General features: G+C 74.7%; 18 protein-coding genes. 11 read left to right on the forward strand and 7 right to left on the reverse strand.

The genetic code is table 11. From position 1 onward, the window contains the following. Window positions 1–52: 52 nt before the first annotated feature. Complete coding sequence (locus ACQP26_RS15110; RefSeq protein WP_433496033.1) at window positions 53–1,024, reverse strand: ABC transporter permease subunit; 972 nt, start codon at window positions 1,022–1,024, stop codon at window positions 53–55. Continuing rightward, entirely contained in the window at window positions 1,021–1,854 is an 834-nt protein-coding gene (locus tag ACQP26_RS15115; RefSeq protein ID WP_433496034.1) for an ABC transporter ATP-binding protein, read from the reverse strand. Before ACQP26_RS15115 ends, ACQP26_RS15110 begins: the two co-directional genes overlap by 4 nt. A gap of 118 nt (window positions 1,855–1,972) precedes the next feature. Here ACQP26_RS15115 and ACQP26_RS15120 point away from each other — a divergent pair, with 118 nt between their 5' ends. The 4 genes from ACQP26_RS15120 to ACQP26_RS15135 all read left to right on the forward strand — a co-directional run bounded on the left by ACQP26_RS15120 (window position 1,973) and on the right by ACQP26_RS15135 (window position 5,579). Next, window positions 1,973–3,091 (forward strand): sensor histidine kinase, encoded by a 1,119-nt coding sequence (locus ACQP26_RS15120; RefSeq protein WP_433496035.1) that lies wholly within the window; start codon window positions 1,973–1,975, stop codon window positions 3,089–3,091. After that, window positions 3,091–3,738: a response regulator gene (locus ACQP26_RS15125; protein ID WP_281577898.1), complete on the forward strand. Its 648-nt coding sequence runs from the start codon at window positions 3,091–3,093 to the stop codon at window positions 3,736–3,738. Before ACQP26_RS15120 ends, ACQP26_RS15125 begins: the two co-directional genes overlap by 1 nt. 66 nt (window positions 3,739–3,804) lie before the next feature. Then, window positions 3,805–4,773: an ATP-binding cassette domain-containing protein gene (locus tag ACQP26_RS15130; RefSeq protein WP_433496036.1), complete on the forward strand. Its 969-nt coding sequence runs from the start codon at window positions 3,805–3,807 to the stop codon at window positions 4,771–4,773. Beyond that, window positions 4,770–5,579: an ABC transporter permease gene (locus ACQP26_RS15135; RefSeq protein WP_433496037.1), complete on the forward strand. Its 810-nt coding sequence runs from the start codon at window positions 4,770–4,772 to the stop codon at window positions 5,577–5,579. The genes ACQP26_RS15130 and ACQP26_RS15135 overlap by 4 nt, the downstream gene beginning before the upstream one ends. A gap of 44 nt (window positions 5,580–5,623) precedes the next feature. On the opposite strand, the gene helR is transcribed toward ACQP26_RS15135, so the two are convergent. Next, window positions 5,624–7,795: an RNA polymerase recycling motor ATPase HelR gene (helR, locus tag ACQP26_RS15140; RefSeq protein ID WP_433496038.1), complete on the reverse strand. Its 2,172-nt coding sequence runs from the start codon at window positions 7,793–7,795 to the stop codon at window positions 5,624–5,626. 222 nt (window positions 7,796–8,017) lie between these two features. Between helR and ACQP26_RS15145 the strand changes: the two genes are divergently transcribed. The 4 genes from ACQP26_RS15145 (at window position 8,018) to ACQP26_RS15160 (ending at window position 10,844) form a co-directional block, all read left to right on the forward strand. Then, on the forward strand, window positions 8,018–8,809 hold the full coding sequence (locus ACQP26_RS15145; protein WP_269706301.1) for a TetR/AcrR family transcriptional regulator: 792 nt from the start codon (window positions 8,018–8,020) through the stop codon (window positions 8,807–8,809). Window positions 8,810–8,912: 103 nt separating this feature from the next. Continuing rightward, the gene (locus tag ACQP26_RS15150) at window positions 8,913–9,059 is read left to right on the forward strand and encodes a hypothetical protein (protein ID WP_269706300.1); all 147 of its coding nucleotides are present in this window, start codon (window positions 8,913–8,915) and stop codon (window positions 9,057–9,059) included. Continuing rightward, window positions 9,059–10,276, forward strand: a complete 1,218-nt coding sequence (locus tag ACQP26_RS15155) for a YeiH family protein (RefSeq protein WP_433496039.1) — start codon at window positions 9,059–9,061, stop codon at window positions 10,274–10,276. Before ACQP26_RS15150 ends, ACQP26_RS15155 begins: the two co-directional genes overlap by 1 nt. Before the next feature lie 34 nt (window positions 10,277–10,310). Beyond that, the gene (locus ACQP26_RS15160; protein ID WP_433496040.1) at window positions 10,311–10,844 is read left to right on the forward strand and encodes a flavin reductase family protein; all 534 of its coding nucleotides are present in this window, start codon (window positions 10,311–10,313) and stop codon (window positions 10,842–10,844) included. 31 nt (window positions 10,845–10,875) lie between these two features. On the opposite strand, the gene ACQP26_RS15165 is transcribed toward ACQP26_RS15160, so the two are convergent. Continuing rightward, entirely contained in the window at window positions 10,876–11,889 is a 1,014-nt protein-coding gene (locus tag ACQP26_RS15165; RefSeq protein ID WP_281577892.1) for a helix-turn-helix transcriptional regulator, read from the reverse strand. Window positions 11,890–11,974: 85 nt separating this feature from the next. Here ACQP26_RS15165 and ACQP26_RS15170 point away from each other — a divergent pair, with 85 nt between their 5' ends. Continuing rightward, entirely contained in the window at window positions 11,975–12,553 is a 579-nt protein-coding gene (locus tag ACQP26_RS15170) for a DinB family protein (RefSeq protein ID WP_433496041.1), read from the forward strand. A 7-nt stretch (window positions 12,554–12,560) separates the two neighbouring features. Further along, window positions 12,561–13,652 carry a winged helix DNA-binding domain-containing protein gene (locus tag ACQP26_RS15175; protein ID WP_433496042.1) on the forward strand — a complete coding sequence of 364 codons (1,092 nt, stop codon included), beginning with the start codon at window positions 12,561–12,563 and terminating at the stop codon, window positions 13,650–13,652. A gap of 23 nt (window positions 13,653–13,675) precedes the next feature. Here ACQP26_RS15175 and ACQP26_RS15180 read toward each other — a convergent pair whose 3' ends face one another. Beyond that, window positions 13,676–14,623: a quinone oxidoreductase family protein gene (locus ACQP26_RS15180; RefSeq protein ID WP_433496043.1), complete on the reverse strand. Its 948-nt coding sequence runs from the start codon at window positions 14,621–14,623 to the stop codon at window positions 13,676–13,678. A 132-nt stretch (window positions 14,624–14,755) separates the two neighbouring features. Between ACQP26_RS15180 and ACQP26_RS15185 the strand changes: the two genes are divergently transcribed. Next, window positions 14,756–15,178, forward strand: a complete 423-nt coding sequence (locus ACQP26_RS15185) for a MarR family winged helix-turn-helix transcriptional regulator (protein ID WP_433496044.1) — start codon at window positions 14,756–14,758, stop codon at window positions 15,176–15,178. 29 nt (window positions 15,179–15,207) lie between these two features. Here ACQP26_RS15185 and ACQP26_RS15190 read toward each other — a convergent pair whose 3' ends face one another. Further along, the gene (locus ACQP26_RS15190; RefSeq protein ID WP_433496045.1) at window positions 15,208–16,416 is read right to left on the reverse strand and encodes a MalY/PatB family protein; all 1,209 of its coding nucleotides are present in this window, start codon (window positions 16,414–16,416) and stop codon (window positions 15,208–15,210) included. 177 nt (window positions 16,417–16,593) lie between these two features. Beyond that, complete coding sequence (locus ACQP26_RS15195; RefSeq protein ID WP_433496046.1) at window positions 16,594–17,415, reverse strand: MOSC domain-containing protein; 822 nt, start codon at window positions 17,413–17,415, stop codon at window positions 16,594–16,596. Between the last annotated feature and the right edge of the window lie 9 nt (window positions 17,416–17,424).

Consider the following 17,424-nt stretch of genomic DNA (forward strand, 5'->3'; position numbering starts at 1 on the left):
GTACGGCGGTCCGGGCGCGCGTAAGGCGCCCGGACCGTCCGCCCCCGTCCGCTCAGCCGGCCCGTCTCCGTACGTGCCACAGGCCGAGCGCCGCCAGCAGACCGGCCGCGCCGAGGTGGAGCGCCAGCTCGATCCACTGGAACGCCCAGAACCGGCGGTTCGGCTGGTAGGCCATGTCCACGTGCAGGTCGAGCGCGCCGAGACAGACCGCCGTGTCACCGAACGTGCCGGTGGCGCCGGTGCGCGGCGGCTCGCGGAAACAGGTGCCGAACGCGGCGTCGGAGAGCTGCCGCCCGTCGGCGGTACGCAGCGGGCTGATGTCGGTGACCCACGCACCCGGTACGTCCAGCCCGCCGACGACCGGTGAGCCGGTGATGCTGCCCAGGTTGCGGGCCCGGTTGACCGCCTCCGCGGTCATCGGCACGGTGATCCGCTCCGGCGGCAGGTAGTGCGGGCGCAGCAGGTTCGGCACCGCGAGCTGCACCACGACCACGGCCAGGAACACCACCGCCATGGCCGGCAGGGTGCGGCGCAGCAGCAGCCCGGCCACCACGCCGAGGACGAGGCCGAACACGGCGTACCCGACCGGCGCGACGCCGCGCGCGCCGAACAGCACGGTGCTGAACCGGTCGCCCGCGACCCGGTCGAGGGGCGCGGCCGCCCAGGTCAGCAGCGCGCCGAGCACCCCGGCGACGAGCGCGGCGGCGGCCGAGAGCACCGCGAGCTTGACCGCCAGCCAGCGGCGGCGCGGCACGCTCTGGTTCCAGACCAGCCGGTGCGTGCCCTGCTCCAGTTCCCGGGCCACCAGCGGCGCGCCCCAGAACGCGCCGATCAGCGCGGGCACCAGCGCGAACCCGCCGGCGAGGAACAGCATCGTCTGCCCGTACCGGCCGGGCAGCCGGTCCGGCTCGGGCACGGCCCGGATGTCCGCGCCGAGGCGCAGCAGGGAGGCGCCGGCCAGCACCAGCAGGGCGGCGCCGACGAGCGCCGGGAGGCGGAACTGCCGCAGCGTCAGCCGGATCATCCGGTCACCGCCGGGCGGGTGGCGGCCCGGGACAGGTACGCCAGGACCAGCTCCTCCAACGTGACCGGCGCGTCGTCGCGTACCGCCTGGCCCCGGACCACGACGCGGCCGGGCTCGGCCCAGACCACCTCGGCCCCGACGGGCGCGGCGGTGCTCCGGTGGTGCGTGGCGAGCAGGTCGGTGACCGGCCCGGCCACCTGGACCCGGGCGGCGCAGAGCACGACCAGGTGGTCGCAGACCTGCGCCACGTCGCCGAGCAGGTGCGAGGAGAGCACCGCCCCGGCGCCGAGTTCCCGCACGAAACCGGCCAGCCCGTGCATGAACTCGCGGCGCGCGAGGGGGTCCAGCGCGGCGGCCGGCTCGTCGAGGATCAGCAGCTCGGGACGTTTCGCGGCGGCCAACGCGAGGGCCAGTTGCGCGCGCTGGCCGCCGGAGAGCCGGCCCGCCTTCTGCGCCGGATCGAGGCCGACGTCGTCGACGCGCCGCCGGGCCAGCGCCGCGTCCCAGGACGGGTTGAGCCAGGCGCCCATCCGCAGGTGCTCGGCCACGGTCAGAGACGGGTAGACCGGTGTGTCCTGGGCGACGAAACCGACCCGGGCCAGGTGCGCGGCGTCGGCGGCCGGCGGCGAGCCGAGCACCGTCAGCGAACCCGAGGTGGGTGCGATCAGCCCGCAGGCCAGTTGCAGCAGCGTGGACTTGCCGGCGCCGTTGGGGCCGACCAGGCCGACCACGTGCCCGCGCGGAACGCTCAGGTCGCAGTCGGCAAGCGCGGTGCGGCGGCCGTACCGTTTGGTCAGCCGCTCGGCGTGCAGGGCGAGTGGTGGATGCATGCGGCTCATCCTGGGCACGGCGGGACCGGCGGGCATCGGTCCCGAGCAGGGTCCGGCGCGCGGACGGCCCCTACTTTCGGCCGGTTCGCGGCGGCCCGCGATCTCCTAGCTGCTGGGCATGGCTACCGAACGGCTCACCCGGGTGGCGGCGACGGCGGGGCTCGCCGTGGTGCTGCTCGCCGCGATCGGCGTCCAGGCGGTGGCGATCGCCGCGAGCTGGGGCCTGCGGTACTGGCTCGCCGGCGGCGCGGCCGCCGTCGCGGTCGGCGCGCTCGCTCTGGTACGCGACAGGCAGCGCGTCGTCACCGCCACCGCCGGCCTCGTCGTCACCGCGTCGGTGGTCGCCGCCGCCCGGCTGGCCGACCTGCCGACCGAGCCGGGGCCCGCGCTGGCGCTGGCGTCGGCGGTCCTGGTCGGATCGGCGGTACGCGCGTTGCCGCCGCTGCCCGCCGGACTGATCGCCGCCGGTGGCCTCGCGGTGGCGGCCGGGGCGTGGGCGGCGGCCCGGCCGGGCGCGGGCGGTTCCGGGGTGGTCGCGCTCAACGCCCTGTGCTGGCTCGGCGGCGTCGCCACCGGGCTCACGCTGCGGCTGCTCGACGAGCGGGCCCGGGCCACGGCCGAGCGGGTACGCCGCGACGAGCGCCTGGAGTTGGCCCGGGAACTGCACGACGTGGTGGCCCACCACGTCACCGGCATCGTGGTACAGGCGCAGGCCGCCCACCTGGTCGGGCGGCGTGATCCGGCGCGCGCCACGGCGTCGCTGGCCGGGATCGAGGCGGCCGGCGGCGAGGCGCTGCGGGCCATGCGCCGCCTGGTCGGGGTGCTGCGCGACACCGCCGACGCGCCCCCGGCCTCGGCCGGTACCGAGCAGATCGAGGAGCTGGTCGAGCGGTTCCGCCGGCAGGGCCCGCCGGTGCGGCTGCGGCTGCCGGGGGAGACGGCCTGGCCGCCGGAGGTCACCAGCACCGTGCACCGGATCGTCCGGGAGGCGCTGACCAACGTGGCCCGGCACGCCCCGCACGCCGGGCAGGTCACCGTGGACGTGGTGCGGGAGCCGGACGCGGTGGTGGTCGAGGTGACCGACGACGCGTCCGGCACGCCCGCCGAGTCCCGGGGCGGATACGGACTGATCGGCCTGCGGGAGCGCGTCGAGGCCCTCGGCGGCACGCTGCACGCCGGACCGCGCCCCGGCACCGGGTGGTCGGTGCGGGCCTCCGTGCCGTGCGGGCGGCAGTGATGGCGATCCGGGTGCTGCTCGCCGACGACCAGGCGATGGTGCGCGGCGGTTTGCGGCTGATCCTGGAGGACCAGCCGGACATCACGGTGGTGGCCGAGGCGTCCGACGGCGTCGACGCGGTCGCCCAGGCCCGCCGGCTGCGTCCCGATGTCTGCCTGGTGGACATCCGGATGCCGCGGCTCGACGGGCTCCAGGTGACCCGGGCGCTCGCCGGGCCCGAGGTGGCCGACCCACTGCGGGTCGTCGTGGTCACCACGTTCGACCTGGACGAGTACGTCTACGGCGCGTTGCGCGGGGGAGCGGCCGGGTTCCTGCTCAAGGACGCCGGACCGGCCCTGCTGGTGGAGGCGGTCCGGGCGGCGCACCAGGGCGACGCGCTGGTCTCCCCGTCGGTGACGGTCCGGCTGCTGCGCCACCTGACCCCGCCCGCACCATCCCGCGACGACCGCCGCCCGGCGTTGTCCGAGCGGGAGGTCGAGGTGGTGCGCGAGATCGCCCGGGGCCGCACCAACCTGGAGATCGGTGCCGAGCTGTTCATCTCGCTGAGCACCGTCAAGAGCCACGTCTCCGCGGTGCAGACGAAGCTCGGCCTGCGCAACCGTACCGAGATCGCGGTCTGGGCGTGGGAGCACCGCGTGGTCGACTGAATCCGTTGGCGGACGCCCTACCGTACGTTGTACGTTAGTGGCCGTCGTCAACGGAGGGGGACAGACGTGGAACACGCAATCCTCGCGGAGGGCCTGCGCAAGCGGTACGGGGACAACGTGGCGCTGGACGGCTTCGACCTGCGGGTGCCGCCGGGCACCGTGTGCGGGCTGCTCGGCCCGAACGGGGCGGGCAAGACCACAGCCGTGCGCATCCTGGCCACGCTGCTGCGCTTCGACGCCGGGCGGGCCGAGGTGGCCGGCTTGGACGTCGCGGGTCAGGCCGACCGGGTGCGCCACCGCATCGGCCTGGTCGGCCAGCACCCGGCGGTGGACGAGGCGCTGAGCGGCCGGGAGAACCTGGTCATCTTCGGGCGCCTGTTCCACCTGGACCGGGCCGCTGCGCGACGGCGGGCCACCGAACTGCTCGACCGGTTCGGGCTCGCCGACGCGGGCGGACGGCCGGTCCGCACGTACTCCGGTGGCATGCGCCGCCGCCTCGACCTGGCCGCCGGCATGATCCTCGCGCCGTCGGTGCTGTTCCTCGACGAGCCGACCACGGCGCTGGATCCGCGCGGGCGCAACGAGGTGTGGGAGGCGGTCCGCGACCTGGTACGCGCCGGCACCACGGTGTTGCTGACCACGCAGTACCTGGACGAGGCCGACCAGCTGGCCGACCGCGTCTGCGTGCTCGACGCCGGGCGGGTGATCGCCGAGGGCACCCCCGACGCGCTCAAGTCCCGCCTCGGCGGCGACCGGATCGACCTGGTCGTCCGCGACGCCGCCGACCTGGCCACCGCCGCCGCCCGGCTGCGCGCGGTCGCCGTGGCCGAACCGGTGCTCGATCCGGACCGGCGGGCGGTCAGCGCCCAGGTCGGCGACCGGGCCGGCGCGCTGACCGAGGTGCTGCGCGCGCTGGACGCCGACGGCGTGGTCGTGGCCGACGTGGCGCTGCGCCGGCCCACTCTGGACGAGGTGTTTCTCCAGCTCACCGGCGCGTCGGCCGCCGCCCGTACCGGCGTGGAGGTGACCGCGTGACCGCGACGGTGAACCCGGCCCGGCGTCCGTCCCTGGCCGGTGACGGCCTGACGCTCACCGGGCGTGCGCTGGCGCACTGGCGGCGCGAGCCCGGGCCGCTGATCGGCTCGCTGGGCTTCGACATCCTGATGGTGCTGATGTTCGCGTACCTGTTCGGCGGCGCGCTCCAGGTGCCGGGCGGCGGCAGCTACCGGGAGTTCCTGATGCCCGGCATGTTCGCCATGACCATGGTCTTCGGCATCAGCATGACCACCATGGCGGTCTCGGCGGACCTGGACCGGGGCGTCACCGACCGGCTGCGGTCCATGCCGGTGTCGCGGCTGGCGCCGCTGCTCGGCCGCGCTGTGGCCGACCTGATGTTCGCGGTGGTGACGCTCGCCGTCATGCTGCTCGTCGGCCTGGCCGTCGGCTGGCGGGCGCGCGGCGACCTGGGCGACACGCTCGCCGCGTTCGGGCTGATCCTGCTGCTGCGGTTCGCGCTGGTCTGGGTGGGCATTTTCCTCGGCCTGACGGTGAAGGGGCAGAGCGCGGTCACCGCCGTGCAGACGCTGGAGTTCCCGCTCGGCTTCCTGTCCAGCGCGTTCGTGGCGCCGTCCACGATGCCCGCGTGGCTGGGCGCGGTCGCCGAGTGGAATCCGCTGTCCGCCACGGTCGGCGCCACCCGGGAGCTGTTCGGCAACCCCGGCTGGGGCGGCGACTCGTGGGTGGCGGCGCATCACCCGCTGCTGGCGGTGCTCTGGCCGCTGGCGCTGGTCGCGGTGTTCCTGCCGCTGTCGCTGCGCCGCTACCGGGCGCTGAGCCGCTGAGCCGGGGCCGCGGGGGCGGCGCGCGGCCGCCCCCGGGGCGCCGGTCACGGACCGGTGAGCACGACCAACTGGCCGGTGGCCCGGGTCATCGCGACGTACCGGTCCACCGCGCCGGCGATCCCGTCGCCGAACGACTCCGGGTCGACCAGCACCACCAGGTCGAACTCCAGCCCCTTGGCCAGTACGGGGCTCAGGGACCGGACCCGGTCCGTCGCCGGGAACCCGGGATCGCCGATGACGCACGCGACGCCCTCACCGTGGGCGGTGAGCCAGCCGTCCACCACCGCGCGCAGCTCGGCGCGGGCGCCGTACCGCACCGGGGCGCCGTCGCGGATGGACGTGGGCACGTTGGCATCCGGGAGCACGGCCCGGATCACCGGCTCGGCCGCCGCCATCACCTGCGCCGGGGTGCGGTAGTTGACGGTCAGCGTCGCCACCTCGACCCGGTCGAGGCCGACCCGGGTGAGCCGCTGCGGCCACGACTCGGTGAACCCGTGCCGCGCCTGCGCCCGGTCACCGACCACGGTGAAGCTGCGCGACGGGCAGCGCGCCAGCAGCATCTGCCACTGCGCGTCGGTCAGCTCCTGCGCCTCGTCCACCACGACGTGCGCGAACGGCCCGGCCAGCAGGTCCGGATCGGCCACGCTCAGCGCGCTTTCGTCGACCAGGCTGGTGCGCATGTCCTCGCCGTACAGCATGGTCATCAGACCCTCGCCGTCGTCGTAGGCGTGCGACGCGATCAGGGCGTCGACCACCGTGTCCATCTCGACGCGCTGCGCGGCCAGCACCGCCTCGTCGCGGCGCCGCCGCAGCGACGCCTCCGAGTCGCCGACGCGCCGCCGGGCCGCGTCCAGCCACGGCAGGTCGGCGACCGTCCAGGCCCGGGGGTCGGCCCGCCGCAGCGTACGGATCTCCTCGACGCTCAACGAGGGTGCGCACCGGCGCAGGTAGGCCGGCACCGACCACAGGTCGGCCACCACGTCGAGCGGGTCCAGCAGCGGCCACGCCCGGCCGAACGCGGTGGCCAGTTCCCGGTCGCGCCCCAGCGCCCGGCGGACCGCCTCCTCCGGCTCGTCCCCCCGGTACTTCTCCACCAGGATCGTGAGCAGTTCCTCCCACACGTCGTCACGGGCCTCGTTGTGCGGAACACCCGGACCGGCCGCCTCGAAGGCCGTCGCCCAGTCTTCGGGGGCGAGCCGCAGCTCGGCGTCTCCGACGCCGACTGTCATCGCGGTCGTGGGCGGCTCCTCGTAGAACCGGACCGCGGCGTCGACAGCTCGCACGACGTCCGCCGAGGCCTTCAGCCGGGCCACCTCCGGGTCGGTCTCCGGCGCCGCCGCCGCGCCCTCCGGCACCAGGTCGGCGAGGGTGCAGATCTGCACGTCCTCCTCGCCCAGGCTGGGCAGCACGTCGGAGACGTAGTTCAGGTACGGCTGGTGTGGCCCGACCACCAGGACCCCGCCGCGGCGCTCGCCGAGGCGCGGGTCGGCGTGCAGCAGGTACGCGGTGCGGTGCAGCGCCACCACCGTCTTGCCGGTGCCGGGACCGCCGTCGACCACCAGCGCGCCTCGGGAACCGGCCCGGATGATCGCGTCCTGGTCGGCCTGGATGGTGCCCAGCACGTCACGCATGCGCGCCGACCGGGTCGCGCCCAGGCTGGCGATGAACGCCGACTGGTCGTCGAGCGCGGCGTGCCCGGCCAGAGCGTCGGCGGTGAACACCTCGTCCCAGTAGTCGGTGATCCGCCCTCGGCTCCACCGGTACCGGCGGCGGCTGACCAGGCCCATCGGGTCGGCGTGGGTCGCGCCGAAGAACGGCTCGGCGGCGGGGGAGCGCCAGTCCAGCAGCAGCCGGCCGCCCGCGCCGTCGGTCAGGCCGAGCCGGCCCACGTACACCGGGTCGCCGCCGTCCGCGCCGACCATCCGGCCCAGGCACAGGTCCAGGCCGTAGCGGCGCAGCGTACGCAGGCGCGCGCTCAGCCGCCGCACCTCCTGGTCCCGGTCGACCGCCTGCCGGCCCCGGCCGCCCGCGGCCCGGCGTGTCTCGTCGAGCCGGTCGGTCAACTCGGCGATCGAGCGGCGCAGGCTGTCCGCGATGGCCGCGAAGTGCCGCTCGTCGGCGGCGATCAGGTTCGGGTCGGCCTTGGCCGACAGACGCTCGGGAAGATCGAAAACGCTCGTGGCAGGCAGATTCAACTCGTCTCCGATCACGGGCACGGCCGAGCCTCCGCTCCTCGCGGCTTTTCGAATGGCTCGGCAATGGGTTACGGCCGGCAATTGTGCGCCGTCACCCCGGTCTTGCGGCAAGACCGGGGGTGCGCTATATGTTGGTAGTGGCGGGAGAACCCGCCATTCTTTTTGCCCGAACAATTCTCGGGCCGCCTTTTTCGCGTCCCGCCGACGGCCGCCTGCCGGCGCGGCCGGTAGGATGACGGCACCATGTCGAAGGAGCGCCGGCGCAAGGCCGATCCCGCCCGCAGCCTGGCCCTTCTCTGGCGTACCCGGGAGCCGGCCAGCCGTGGCGCCGGTCCCGGTCTGAGCGTCGACCGGATCGTGCGCACCGCCGTCGAGATCGCCGACGCCGAAGGCATCGACGCGCTCACCATGCGCCGGGTCAGTGAGGCGCTGGGCGTCGGCACCATGTCCGTCTACACGTACGTGCCGGGCAAGGCGGAACTCCTGGACGTCATGGTGGACACCGTCCTCGGTGACCTGCCGCGCCCGTCCGACGTGCCGGGTGGCTGGCGCGGCCGGCTGGAGCGCATCGCGCGGGACAATCTCGCGCTCTACCGGGCCCACCCGTGGCTGCTGCGCGCCGAGACGACCCGGCCGGTGCTCGGCCCGAACGTGCTGGCCAAGTACGACTACGAACTGCACGCCGTCGCGGACATCGGGCTGGACGACGTGGAGATGGACGCGGTGCTCACGCTCGTGCTGGGGCACGCCAAGAACGCGGCCCGGGTCGCGCTGGACGTGGTCGAGCTGGAGCGGGAGACCGGGATGACCGACGACCAGTGGTGGCAGACGCACGGGCCCTGGCTGGAGAAGTTCATGACCGCCGGCAGCTTCCCGCTCGCCGCGCGGGTCGGTACCGCGGCCGGGATGGCGCACGGCGCGGCGTACGGGCCGGATCACGCCTTCGAGTTCGGTCTGCAGCGGGTGCTCGACGGCATCTCCGTGGTGGTGGCCGATCGTGCCGCCGGTGAGCCGGAGCGCGGGAAGACCTTGTAATCCTACTAGTTAAGTAGGAAACTCTTACCGGGGTCGATGATCCCCCGTCACCCCTCGCCTCCGGCTGCCCTCCGTCGCCCGCGCGTACCCGTAGGAGCCCCTCATGAGCAACGCGCCCACGCCACCCGAACCGCCCACCGCACGCACCTCCCGGCTCGCCCTCAACGAGGACTGGGCCGCCACCGTCCTCGGCCTCGCGCTGCTGCTCCTGGTGCTGGCCGGCGCCATCCCCGCCGGACTGGTGCCGTGATGGCCGCCACCCCGGAGCCCGCTGTCCGCAGCACCGCCGGGCCGTCCGTGGCCTCCACCGAGGACGCCCCGGCCGCCGCGACCTCGGTGGACCGGCCGGACGGTACGCCGTCGGACGCCCCGCCCCCGGCCGACCTGCGCTCCGGCGCGTTCTGGGCCTGGACCGCCCTGGGTCTGCTGGTGGTGCTCGGTCTCGCCGCGCTCACCCGCTTCCTGGAACAGAACGTGCCGGTCTGGGCCGAGGGCAGCGCGATCGAGGACGTGGCCGGCGCGGTCGAGTACCCGGTCTACGCGATCCTGCTCGGTCTGCTCGGCAACCTCGTCGTCACCGTGACCGGCCTGCGGGACCGGATCTCCGCCGCGTTCCGTACCGAGTTCTTCATCAAGACCGGTCTGGTGCTGCTCGGCGCCTCGATCAACCTCGCCGTGATCGCGAGCGCCGCCGGTCCCGCCATCGCCCAGGCGCTGCTGCTGATCAGCGGCGTGTTCCTGTTCACCTGGTGGCTGGCCGGGCGGTTCGGGCTGGACGAGAAGCTGCGGGCGCTGCTCGCCTCGGCGGTGTCGATCTGCGGAGTGAGCGCCGCCATCGCCGCCGCCGGCGCGGTGCGGGCACGCCGGGAACAGCTCGCGTACACGGCCAGCCTGGTCATCGCGTTCGCGCTGCCGTCGATCTTCGTGCTGCCCTGGCTGGCCGACGTGCTCGGCCTCTCCGACGCGGTCGCCGGCGCCTGGATCGGCGGCAACATCGACACCACCGCCGCCGTCACCGCCGCCGGCGCGCTCGCCGGTGAGGACGCGCTGCAGATCGCCAGCATCGTCAAGGTCACCCAGAACGCGCTGATGGGCGTGGTCGCGGTCGCCCTCACCGCGTACTTCGCGCTGCGCGTGGAACGCCGCCCGGACTCCCCGCGCCCCGGGCTCGGCGAGCTGTGGCGCCGGTTCCCGAAGTTCGTCCTCGGGTTCGTCGCCGCCTCGGTGATCGCCACCTGGTACCTCGACGCGGCCGGGTCGGACGGCAAGGCCACCATGGCGATCGTCACCGACCTGCGCGTCTGGTTCCTCATCCTGGCGTTCGTCAGCATCGGCCTGGAGGTCCGCGTGTCGTCGCTGCGCGAGGCCGGCTGGCGGCCGGTGACGGTGTTCGGCGCGGCCACCGTGTTCAACCTGGTGCTGGCGCTCGGACTGGCGTCGGTGCTGTTCCACGGCTTCACGGTCTGACCGGTCCCGCCCCCGTACACCTTGGAGGAACACCGTGACCGAGCCCGCCGACACCCCGGTCGACGCCGACGTCGAGGCGCTGCGGACGCTGCTGCGGCACCAGGCCAGCACCGTCACAGTGGTCACCGCCGCCGGACCGCCCGCGGCCGGGTTCACCGCCACCTCGTTCACGGCGGTGTCGCTGCGACCGCCGATCGTCTCGTTCTGCCTGGACCTGGGCTCGTCGAGCTGGCCGGTGGTGTCCCGGGCCCGGCACGTCGGTGTGCACCTGCTCGGGCACGGCCAGCACGAGGTGGCCCGGACGTTCGCCACCAGCGGGATCGACAGGTTCGCCGGGCCGACCCGCTGGCGGCCCGGCCCGGAAGGGGTGCCGGTCCTCGACGACACACTGGCCTGGCTGCTGTGCCGGGTGGTGGACCGGGTCGTCGTCGGGGACCACGCCGTCGTGCTGGCCGAACCGGAACTGCTGCGGCACGCCGACGTCGGCACGCCGTTGCTCTACCACAGGGGACGGTACGCCGGCCTGGCCGACACGACCGACCCCGGCGACCGCCGCTCCGCCGCGTGAGCGCCGGCCCGCCGCGACCAGGCGGCGGGCGCTACCGGGGGCCCGGCGTGTCCGGGCTCCCGGCAGCGGCGGCGGCGTAGCGGCGGGCCAGGCGGGCGAACGCCTCCCGCAGCTCCGGCGGCCCGACCACCTCGATGTCGGCGTCGTAGCGGCCGAGCACGGCGGCCAGCCCGGCCCACGACCAGGCGCCGAGCACCAGGCGGCAGCGGTCCGGGCCCAGCTCCTCGACGACTCCGTCGCGGGTCCACCCGGACACCACCCGGGCGGGCAGGTCGAGGATCACCTCGCCCCGGCAGGGCCAGTCGCCCGGCCCGGTGGCGCCCTTGAACCGCCCGGCGACGTACGCGGCCACGTCCCCGCCGGGCAGCTCACGGGGCGTGAACCGGGGGCCGGTGGGCGTACGCGGGCTGATCCGGTCGACCCGGAACGTGCGCCAGTCGTCACGGTCGAGATCCCAGGCGACGAGATACCAGCGCCCGCCCCAGGTGACCAGGTGGTGCGGCTGCACCCGGCGCGGCGGCCGGTCCGGATCCGGCGGCGCGGTGGACACCGACTCGTAGTCGAAGCGCAGCTCCTCGCGGGCGTGGACGGCGGCGCTCAACGTCATCAGCAACGCCGGTTCCACCCGGTGCCGGGCGGGCGTACCGGCGCGTTGCACGTCGACCACCCGCAGCGCGTCGACCCGGTGCCGCAGCCGCGGCGGCATCACCTGCCGCACCGTGGTCAGCGCCCGCGCGGCCGCCTCCTCGATGCCCGTTACGCCGCTGGCCGCGGTCTGCAACGCCACGGTGAGCGCGACGGCCTGCTCGTCGTCGAAGAGCAGCGGCGGCAGCGCGGAGCCGGCGCCCAGCCGGTAGCCGCCGTCCGGGCCCTTGGCGCTCTCGATCGGATAGCCCAGTTCACGCAGCCGGTCGACGTCGCGGCGCACGGTACGCGGGCTGACCCGCAGCCGTTCGGCGAGCAGCGACCCGGGCCAGTCCCGTCGCGCCTGCAACAGGGACAGCAGCGAGAGCAGCCGGGCGGAAGTCTTCGGCACGACACGCATTCTGCCGCGAGAAGAGGACACTCCCTGACCGCTACGCCTGCGAGGGTGGACCCGTACCCGATCAGGACCGGAAGGAACGATGACGATGACCGGCACCACGACGACCCCCACCACCCTGGACGCCGAGCGGGCCGACCTGCTGGCCGAACTCGCCGACGCGCGGAACATGCTGACCAACACGGTCCGTGGCCTGACCGACGAGCAGGCCGGGCAGAAGCCGACGGTCAGCGCGCTCTGCCTGGGCGGGCTGATCAAACACGTCGCGTCCACCGAGGAGGCGTGGCTGCGGTTCGTGGTCGAAGGCCCGTCGGCGATGTCCTTCGCCCTGCCCGAGGGCGTCACCTGGGAGGACTTCATGTCCGGCCAGGCCCGCGAGCTGCCGCAGTGGGCGATCGACCGGGGACGGGACTTCCAGATGCTGCCCGAGGACACGCTGCCGGCCATTCTGGACCGGTACGCCCGCGTCGCCGCCCGTACCGAGGAGATCGTCGCCGGCGTCGAGGACCTGTCGGCGACCTGGCCGGTGCCGGACGCGCCGTGGAACGAGCCGGGCTCGGTGCGCAGCATCCGGCGGGTGCTGATCCACGTCATCGCCGAGACCACGCAGCACGCCGGGCACGCGGACATCCTGCGCGAGAGCATCGACGGCCAGACCACCACCTGAGCCGGCCGTGACAGTGCTCGACCGGCGTGCGCTGAACCGGGCCACGCTCGCCCGGCAACTGCTGCTCGACCGCGCCGACCTGCCGGTGACCGACGCGGTGACGCACCTGTGCGGGTTGCAGGCCCAGGAGCCGCAGGAGCCGTACGTCGGGCTGTGGTCGCGGCTGCGGGCCTTCGACCCTGCGGTCCTGTCGGACCTGCTGGTGCGCCGCCGCCTGGTGCGTACCCATCTGATGCGCCGCACCGTGCACCTGCTCGCGGCCGGCGACGTGCTGGCCTGGCGGTCCCGGCACGACGCGATGCTGCGGCAGCGGGTGCTCGGCGTCTACCGCGGCGAGTTCGACGGGGTCGACCTCGACGAACTCGCCGCGGCGGCCCGGGAGGTCCTGGCCGACGGCGAGCCCCGCACCACCGCCCAGATCGTGGCGGCGCTCGCCGCGCGCTGGCCGGCGACCGACCGGCGGGCGCTCGGCGAGATCGTGCTCGCGCTGGTCCCGGCCGTGCAGGCGCCGCCGCGCGGACTGTGGCGGACCACGGCCGGCGTCCGTACCGTCGCTCTGGCCCGGTGGCTGGGCCGCGACGCCGACCCGGCCGGGCCGGACGGCGACGACAGGGCCGGGCGGGCGCTGGTGCGGCGCTACCTGGCCGCGTTCGGCCCGGCCGCGTCGGCGGACCTGCGCGCCTGGTGCGGCCTCGCGGGGCTGCCCGCGGCGGTGGCGGCGGTCCGCGACGAGCTGGTGGCCTTCCGGGACGCGCGGGGCCGGACCCTGCTGGACCTGCCGGACGCGCCCCGGCCCGACCCGGACACGCCCGCGCCGGTACGGTTCCTGCCCGCCTTCGACAACGCCGTGCTCGGCTACCACGACCGCAGCCGGATCATCGACGACGCCTACCGCAACCTGTCCGTGGCGGGGGCCCGGTTCGTGCTCGTCGACGGCCGGGTCGCCGCCACCTGGACGGTCGACGCGGGCGTCGTGGTGGTCACGCCGCTGCGCGCGGTCACCCGCGCCGAGCGCGCGGCCGTCACCGCCGAGGGCGCCGCGCTGGCGTCGTTTCTGTCCGAGGGCGACAACCAGGGGGTACGCGTCGCCGCGCGCTGAGCCGCTTCACCGGCTGCGGCGGTCTAGCCGACAGTGAGTGCCAGCTTCCCGACATAGTGATCGTCCAGGGCGCGATGCGCCTCCTCGGCCCGCTCCAACGGGAAGGTCCGGGCGACATGGACCTCGAAGGCGCTCGCCTCGATGATCGCGTTCAGCCGATCGGTGGCGGCGCGGCTCCGATCCCCGTCGTAGTGGTGCACCGGCGCACCCAGCGACGACGCGAGGGAGGGCAGGACGCCGTTCGGCCAGGCGATCCGCCCCGAGTTCCGGACGGCGCGAAGAGCGCGTTCGGCGGCTTCGCCGCCCACTGTCACCAGAGCCGCGTCCAGCCCGCCTGGTGCGAAACCCAGCGCCGCGGCCGGCACATCGTCCCTGCGGCCGTCGACCGCGTCGTCAGCGCCAAGCCTCCGGGCCAGGGCGACGCCGTCGTCACCGGAGGCCACGGCCAGCACCCGGATGCCGCGGTGCCGCGCCAGCTGCACCGCCATGTGCCCGATACCCCCGCTGGCTCCGAAGACCATGAGTGTCTCCTCCGGCCGCAGGCCGAGGAGGTCGAGGCCGCTCAGTGCGGTCAGGGCGTCCCAGGCCATCGCGCCGGCCTGTCCGGTCGGCATCCGGTCGGGCACGCGCGCGACGAACTCCGCCCCGACGACGGCGTACTCGGCGTAGAAGCCGCCGCGCGGCACCGGCATCGTCGCGGCGTAGACACGTTCGCCCACCTCGAATCGGGTGACGTCTCGTCCGACCGCTGCCACCGTGCCCGCGCCGTCCCAGCCGAGGACGTAGGGGAAGCTCGACGGGACACCGAAGACGCCGTCGTATTCCCCCTCACGCTCGCCCGCGTCCCATGACCCGACCCCCGCGGACTCCACCCGGATGAGGACGTCGTCGTCGCCGACCTCCGGGAGCGGTATCCGGCGCGGCGAGAGTTCGCCGACTCCACCGAACCGATCCAGGACGACCGCGTTCATCTGCGGCCCCGCGACCGCGCCCGCCGTGTGCTCGGCTCTGCCGTCCATCCGGCCCCCTGTTGCTTGAGTGAATCAAGGATCATTGGAGCACAGCTGTTTGAGCGAATCAAGCAACTGTCCTACGCTGGGGCCATGGCACTGCCGAGCGGACCCGTGACCACCTCGTCGGAGGCCGAGGCCGCCTTGTTCGACCTGGTCGACGTGTACGACCGTGCCTACGAGGCGGCCGCGGCCGAGTTGTCGCTGAGCCCGGCCCAGGCATGTGTGCTCGGACGGCTCGACGCGCGACGCGGCATGGGTGCTCTGGCCGAGGAACTGGGCTGCGACGCCTCCAACATCACCCAGATCGTCGTGCGGCTCGAAGCGCTCGGCCTCGTCACCCGCGAACCGAATCCCCGAGACCGCCGCGCGCGTCTCGTTGCGCGAACCCCCCGTGGCGATGAGATCTACCAGCGGTTCACCGCCGCCTTCACCTTCGCCCGTTCGGCGGTCGGACGACTGTCACCCCAGGAACAGGACCAGCTGACGGCGCTGCTGCGCAAAGCCCTGGGCTGACACGCACCCGGGGTCTCCCGCACACGCTCTCAGGCGCGCGTCGCGCGGCCCATCCGGCTGACCGCCTCGGTGAGCACGGCGGGGGAGGTGGCGAAGTTGAGCCGGACGAAGCCGGCGCCGCCGGAGCCGAAGACGTGCCCGGAGCTGAGCGCCACCCGGGCCCGGTCGAGGAACATCCGCGCCGGCCCGGCCAGATCGCTGGCCACCCCCGGTCCGTCGCCCGCCTCGGTGGGCACGCCCAGGTCGCGGCAGTCCAGCCAGGCCAGGTACGTGCCCTCCGGCGGCCGCCACGACACCGCCGGCAGGTGCTCGGCCAGCAGCGACCCGAGCAGCGCCCGGTTCGCGTCCAGGCCGTCGAGCAGCCGGTCCAGCCACGGCCCGCCGGCCCGGAACGCGGCCGTGTGCGCGAGCACCCCGAGGTGGCTGGGGCCGTGGCTGACCTCCTCCGGCATCCGGGCCAGGTCGTCGGCGGCGTCCGGCCCGGCGACCGCGAGCGCCGCCTTGAGCCCGGCCAGGTTCCATGCCTTGGACGCCGACAGCAGCGCGAACGCGTTCCGGGCGCCCGGCACCGTCAGGTACGGGGTGAACCGCGCACCGGGCAGCGCCAGCGGCGAGTGGATCTCGTCGGACACCACCCGGACGCCGTGCCGGGCGGCCAGCTCGGCGACGGTGGCCAGCTCGTCGGGCCGGTGCACCACACCGGTCGGGTTGTGCGGGTTGCAGAGCAGGAACGCCGGCCGGTCGCCGATCGCGCGGGCGCGCCGGAACGCCTCCTCCAGCGCGGCCGGGTCGAGTCGCAGGTCCGCGCCGAGCGGCGCCTCGAGCACCTGCCGCCCGGCGTTGGCGACGAACGCGTAGAACGGCGGGTAGACCGGGGGAGTGACCACCACCGCGTCACCAGGCCCGGTTACCAGGCGCAGCACCTCGACCGTACCCATCATGACGTCCGGCACCAGCGTGGTCCGGCCGACCGGGAAGTCGGCCCAGCCCCACCGCTGCGCGGCGAACCCGCCGACCGCCTCGGCGTACGCGGTGCCGTACGCGTAGCCGGTGTCGCCCAGCTCGACCGCCCGGCGCAGCGCCTCGGCCACCGGCGGCGCCAGCGGCACGTCCTGCTCGGCGACCCACAGCGGCAGCACGTCCGGCGGGTACAGCCGCCACTTCACGCTGGTGCGCTGCCGAAGCTGGTCGAGCGTGAGCCGGGTGAGCGGGTTGCCGTCGTCGGCGGAAACGACCATGCGGCCCACACTAGGTTCCTCCTACGATCGCCCGATGACCCACCCGGCGTACCCGGTGCGCACGTCCCGGCTGCTGCTGCGCCCGGTCACCGTCGACGACCTCGACGACGTGCACGCCTGGCAGTGCCGCCCGGACGTGGTCCGCTGGATGGCGGGGGCCGCGGCTGAGCCGCCGGATCAGGAGACGGCGACCGGGTCGCCGACGCGGATCTCGCCGGTGCTCAGCGGGACCAGGCGGATGCCGAACCAGGTCTTCCCGTCGTGGCGCCGGTGCCGGGACAGCGTCCGGATCGGTTCCTTCCCGCTGGCGAGCGTCTCCGGGTCGATGAGCGTCACCGAGCAGCGATCGCAGCGTTCGGAGAACCGGAAGTCGACGGCGCCGATGCGCACTCGCGTCCAACCGTCCTCGGCGAACGGTTCGACCGGCCCGTCGAGCACCACAGTCGGCCGGAACCGGGCCATCGCCAGCGGCTCCGGCGCGGGCTCGCCGCGTTCCAGCGCGCCCTCGACGATCCAGTCCCGCAGCCGCCGCAGCGACGGCGCCGTGGCGACCAGCAGCGGCCCGGCGTCGGAGAGGTTCAGCGGATCACCGGGACCGCCGCCGTGCTCGGCCGACATCGGCCGGCGGCGCGGATCGTCCAACCAGGCCAGCCGTACGGGCAGGCCCAGCCGCGCGGAGAGCCAGTCGTGGGCCTCGTCGGCGGCGAGCCGGACCGTGTCCAGTCGCGACACGTCGGTCGGGACGGCCGGCCCGTCGACCGGTTCGGCGACTGTCAGCGTCGACCCGTCGCGGGCGGTGAGCGTGATCGACCCGGGGCCGGGCGCGGCGGTCAGGCCGAGCAGCGCCGGCAGGGCGGTCGAGCCCACCTTGCCGCCGTCGGGGCGCAGCACCACCCAGCGGCGGTCGTGACGCAGGCCCCACGGCTCGACCACGGCCCGGTCGACGTCGACGCCGCCGAGGGACTTGACCGGGTACAGATGTATCGAGGCGAGCCGCATCACCACCCC

Source organism: Micromonospora sp. CA-248089 (assembly GCF_050948515.1).
In the GTDB taxonomy this organism is placed as follows: domain Bacteria; phylum Actinomycetota; class Actinomycetes; order Mycobacteriales; family Micromonosporaceae; genus Micromonospora.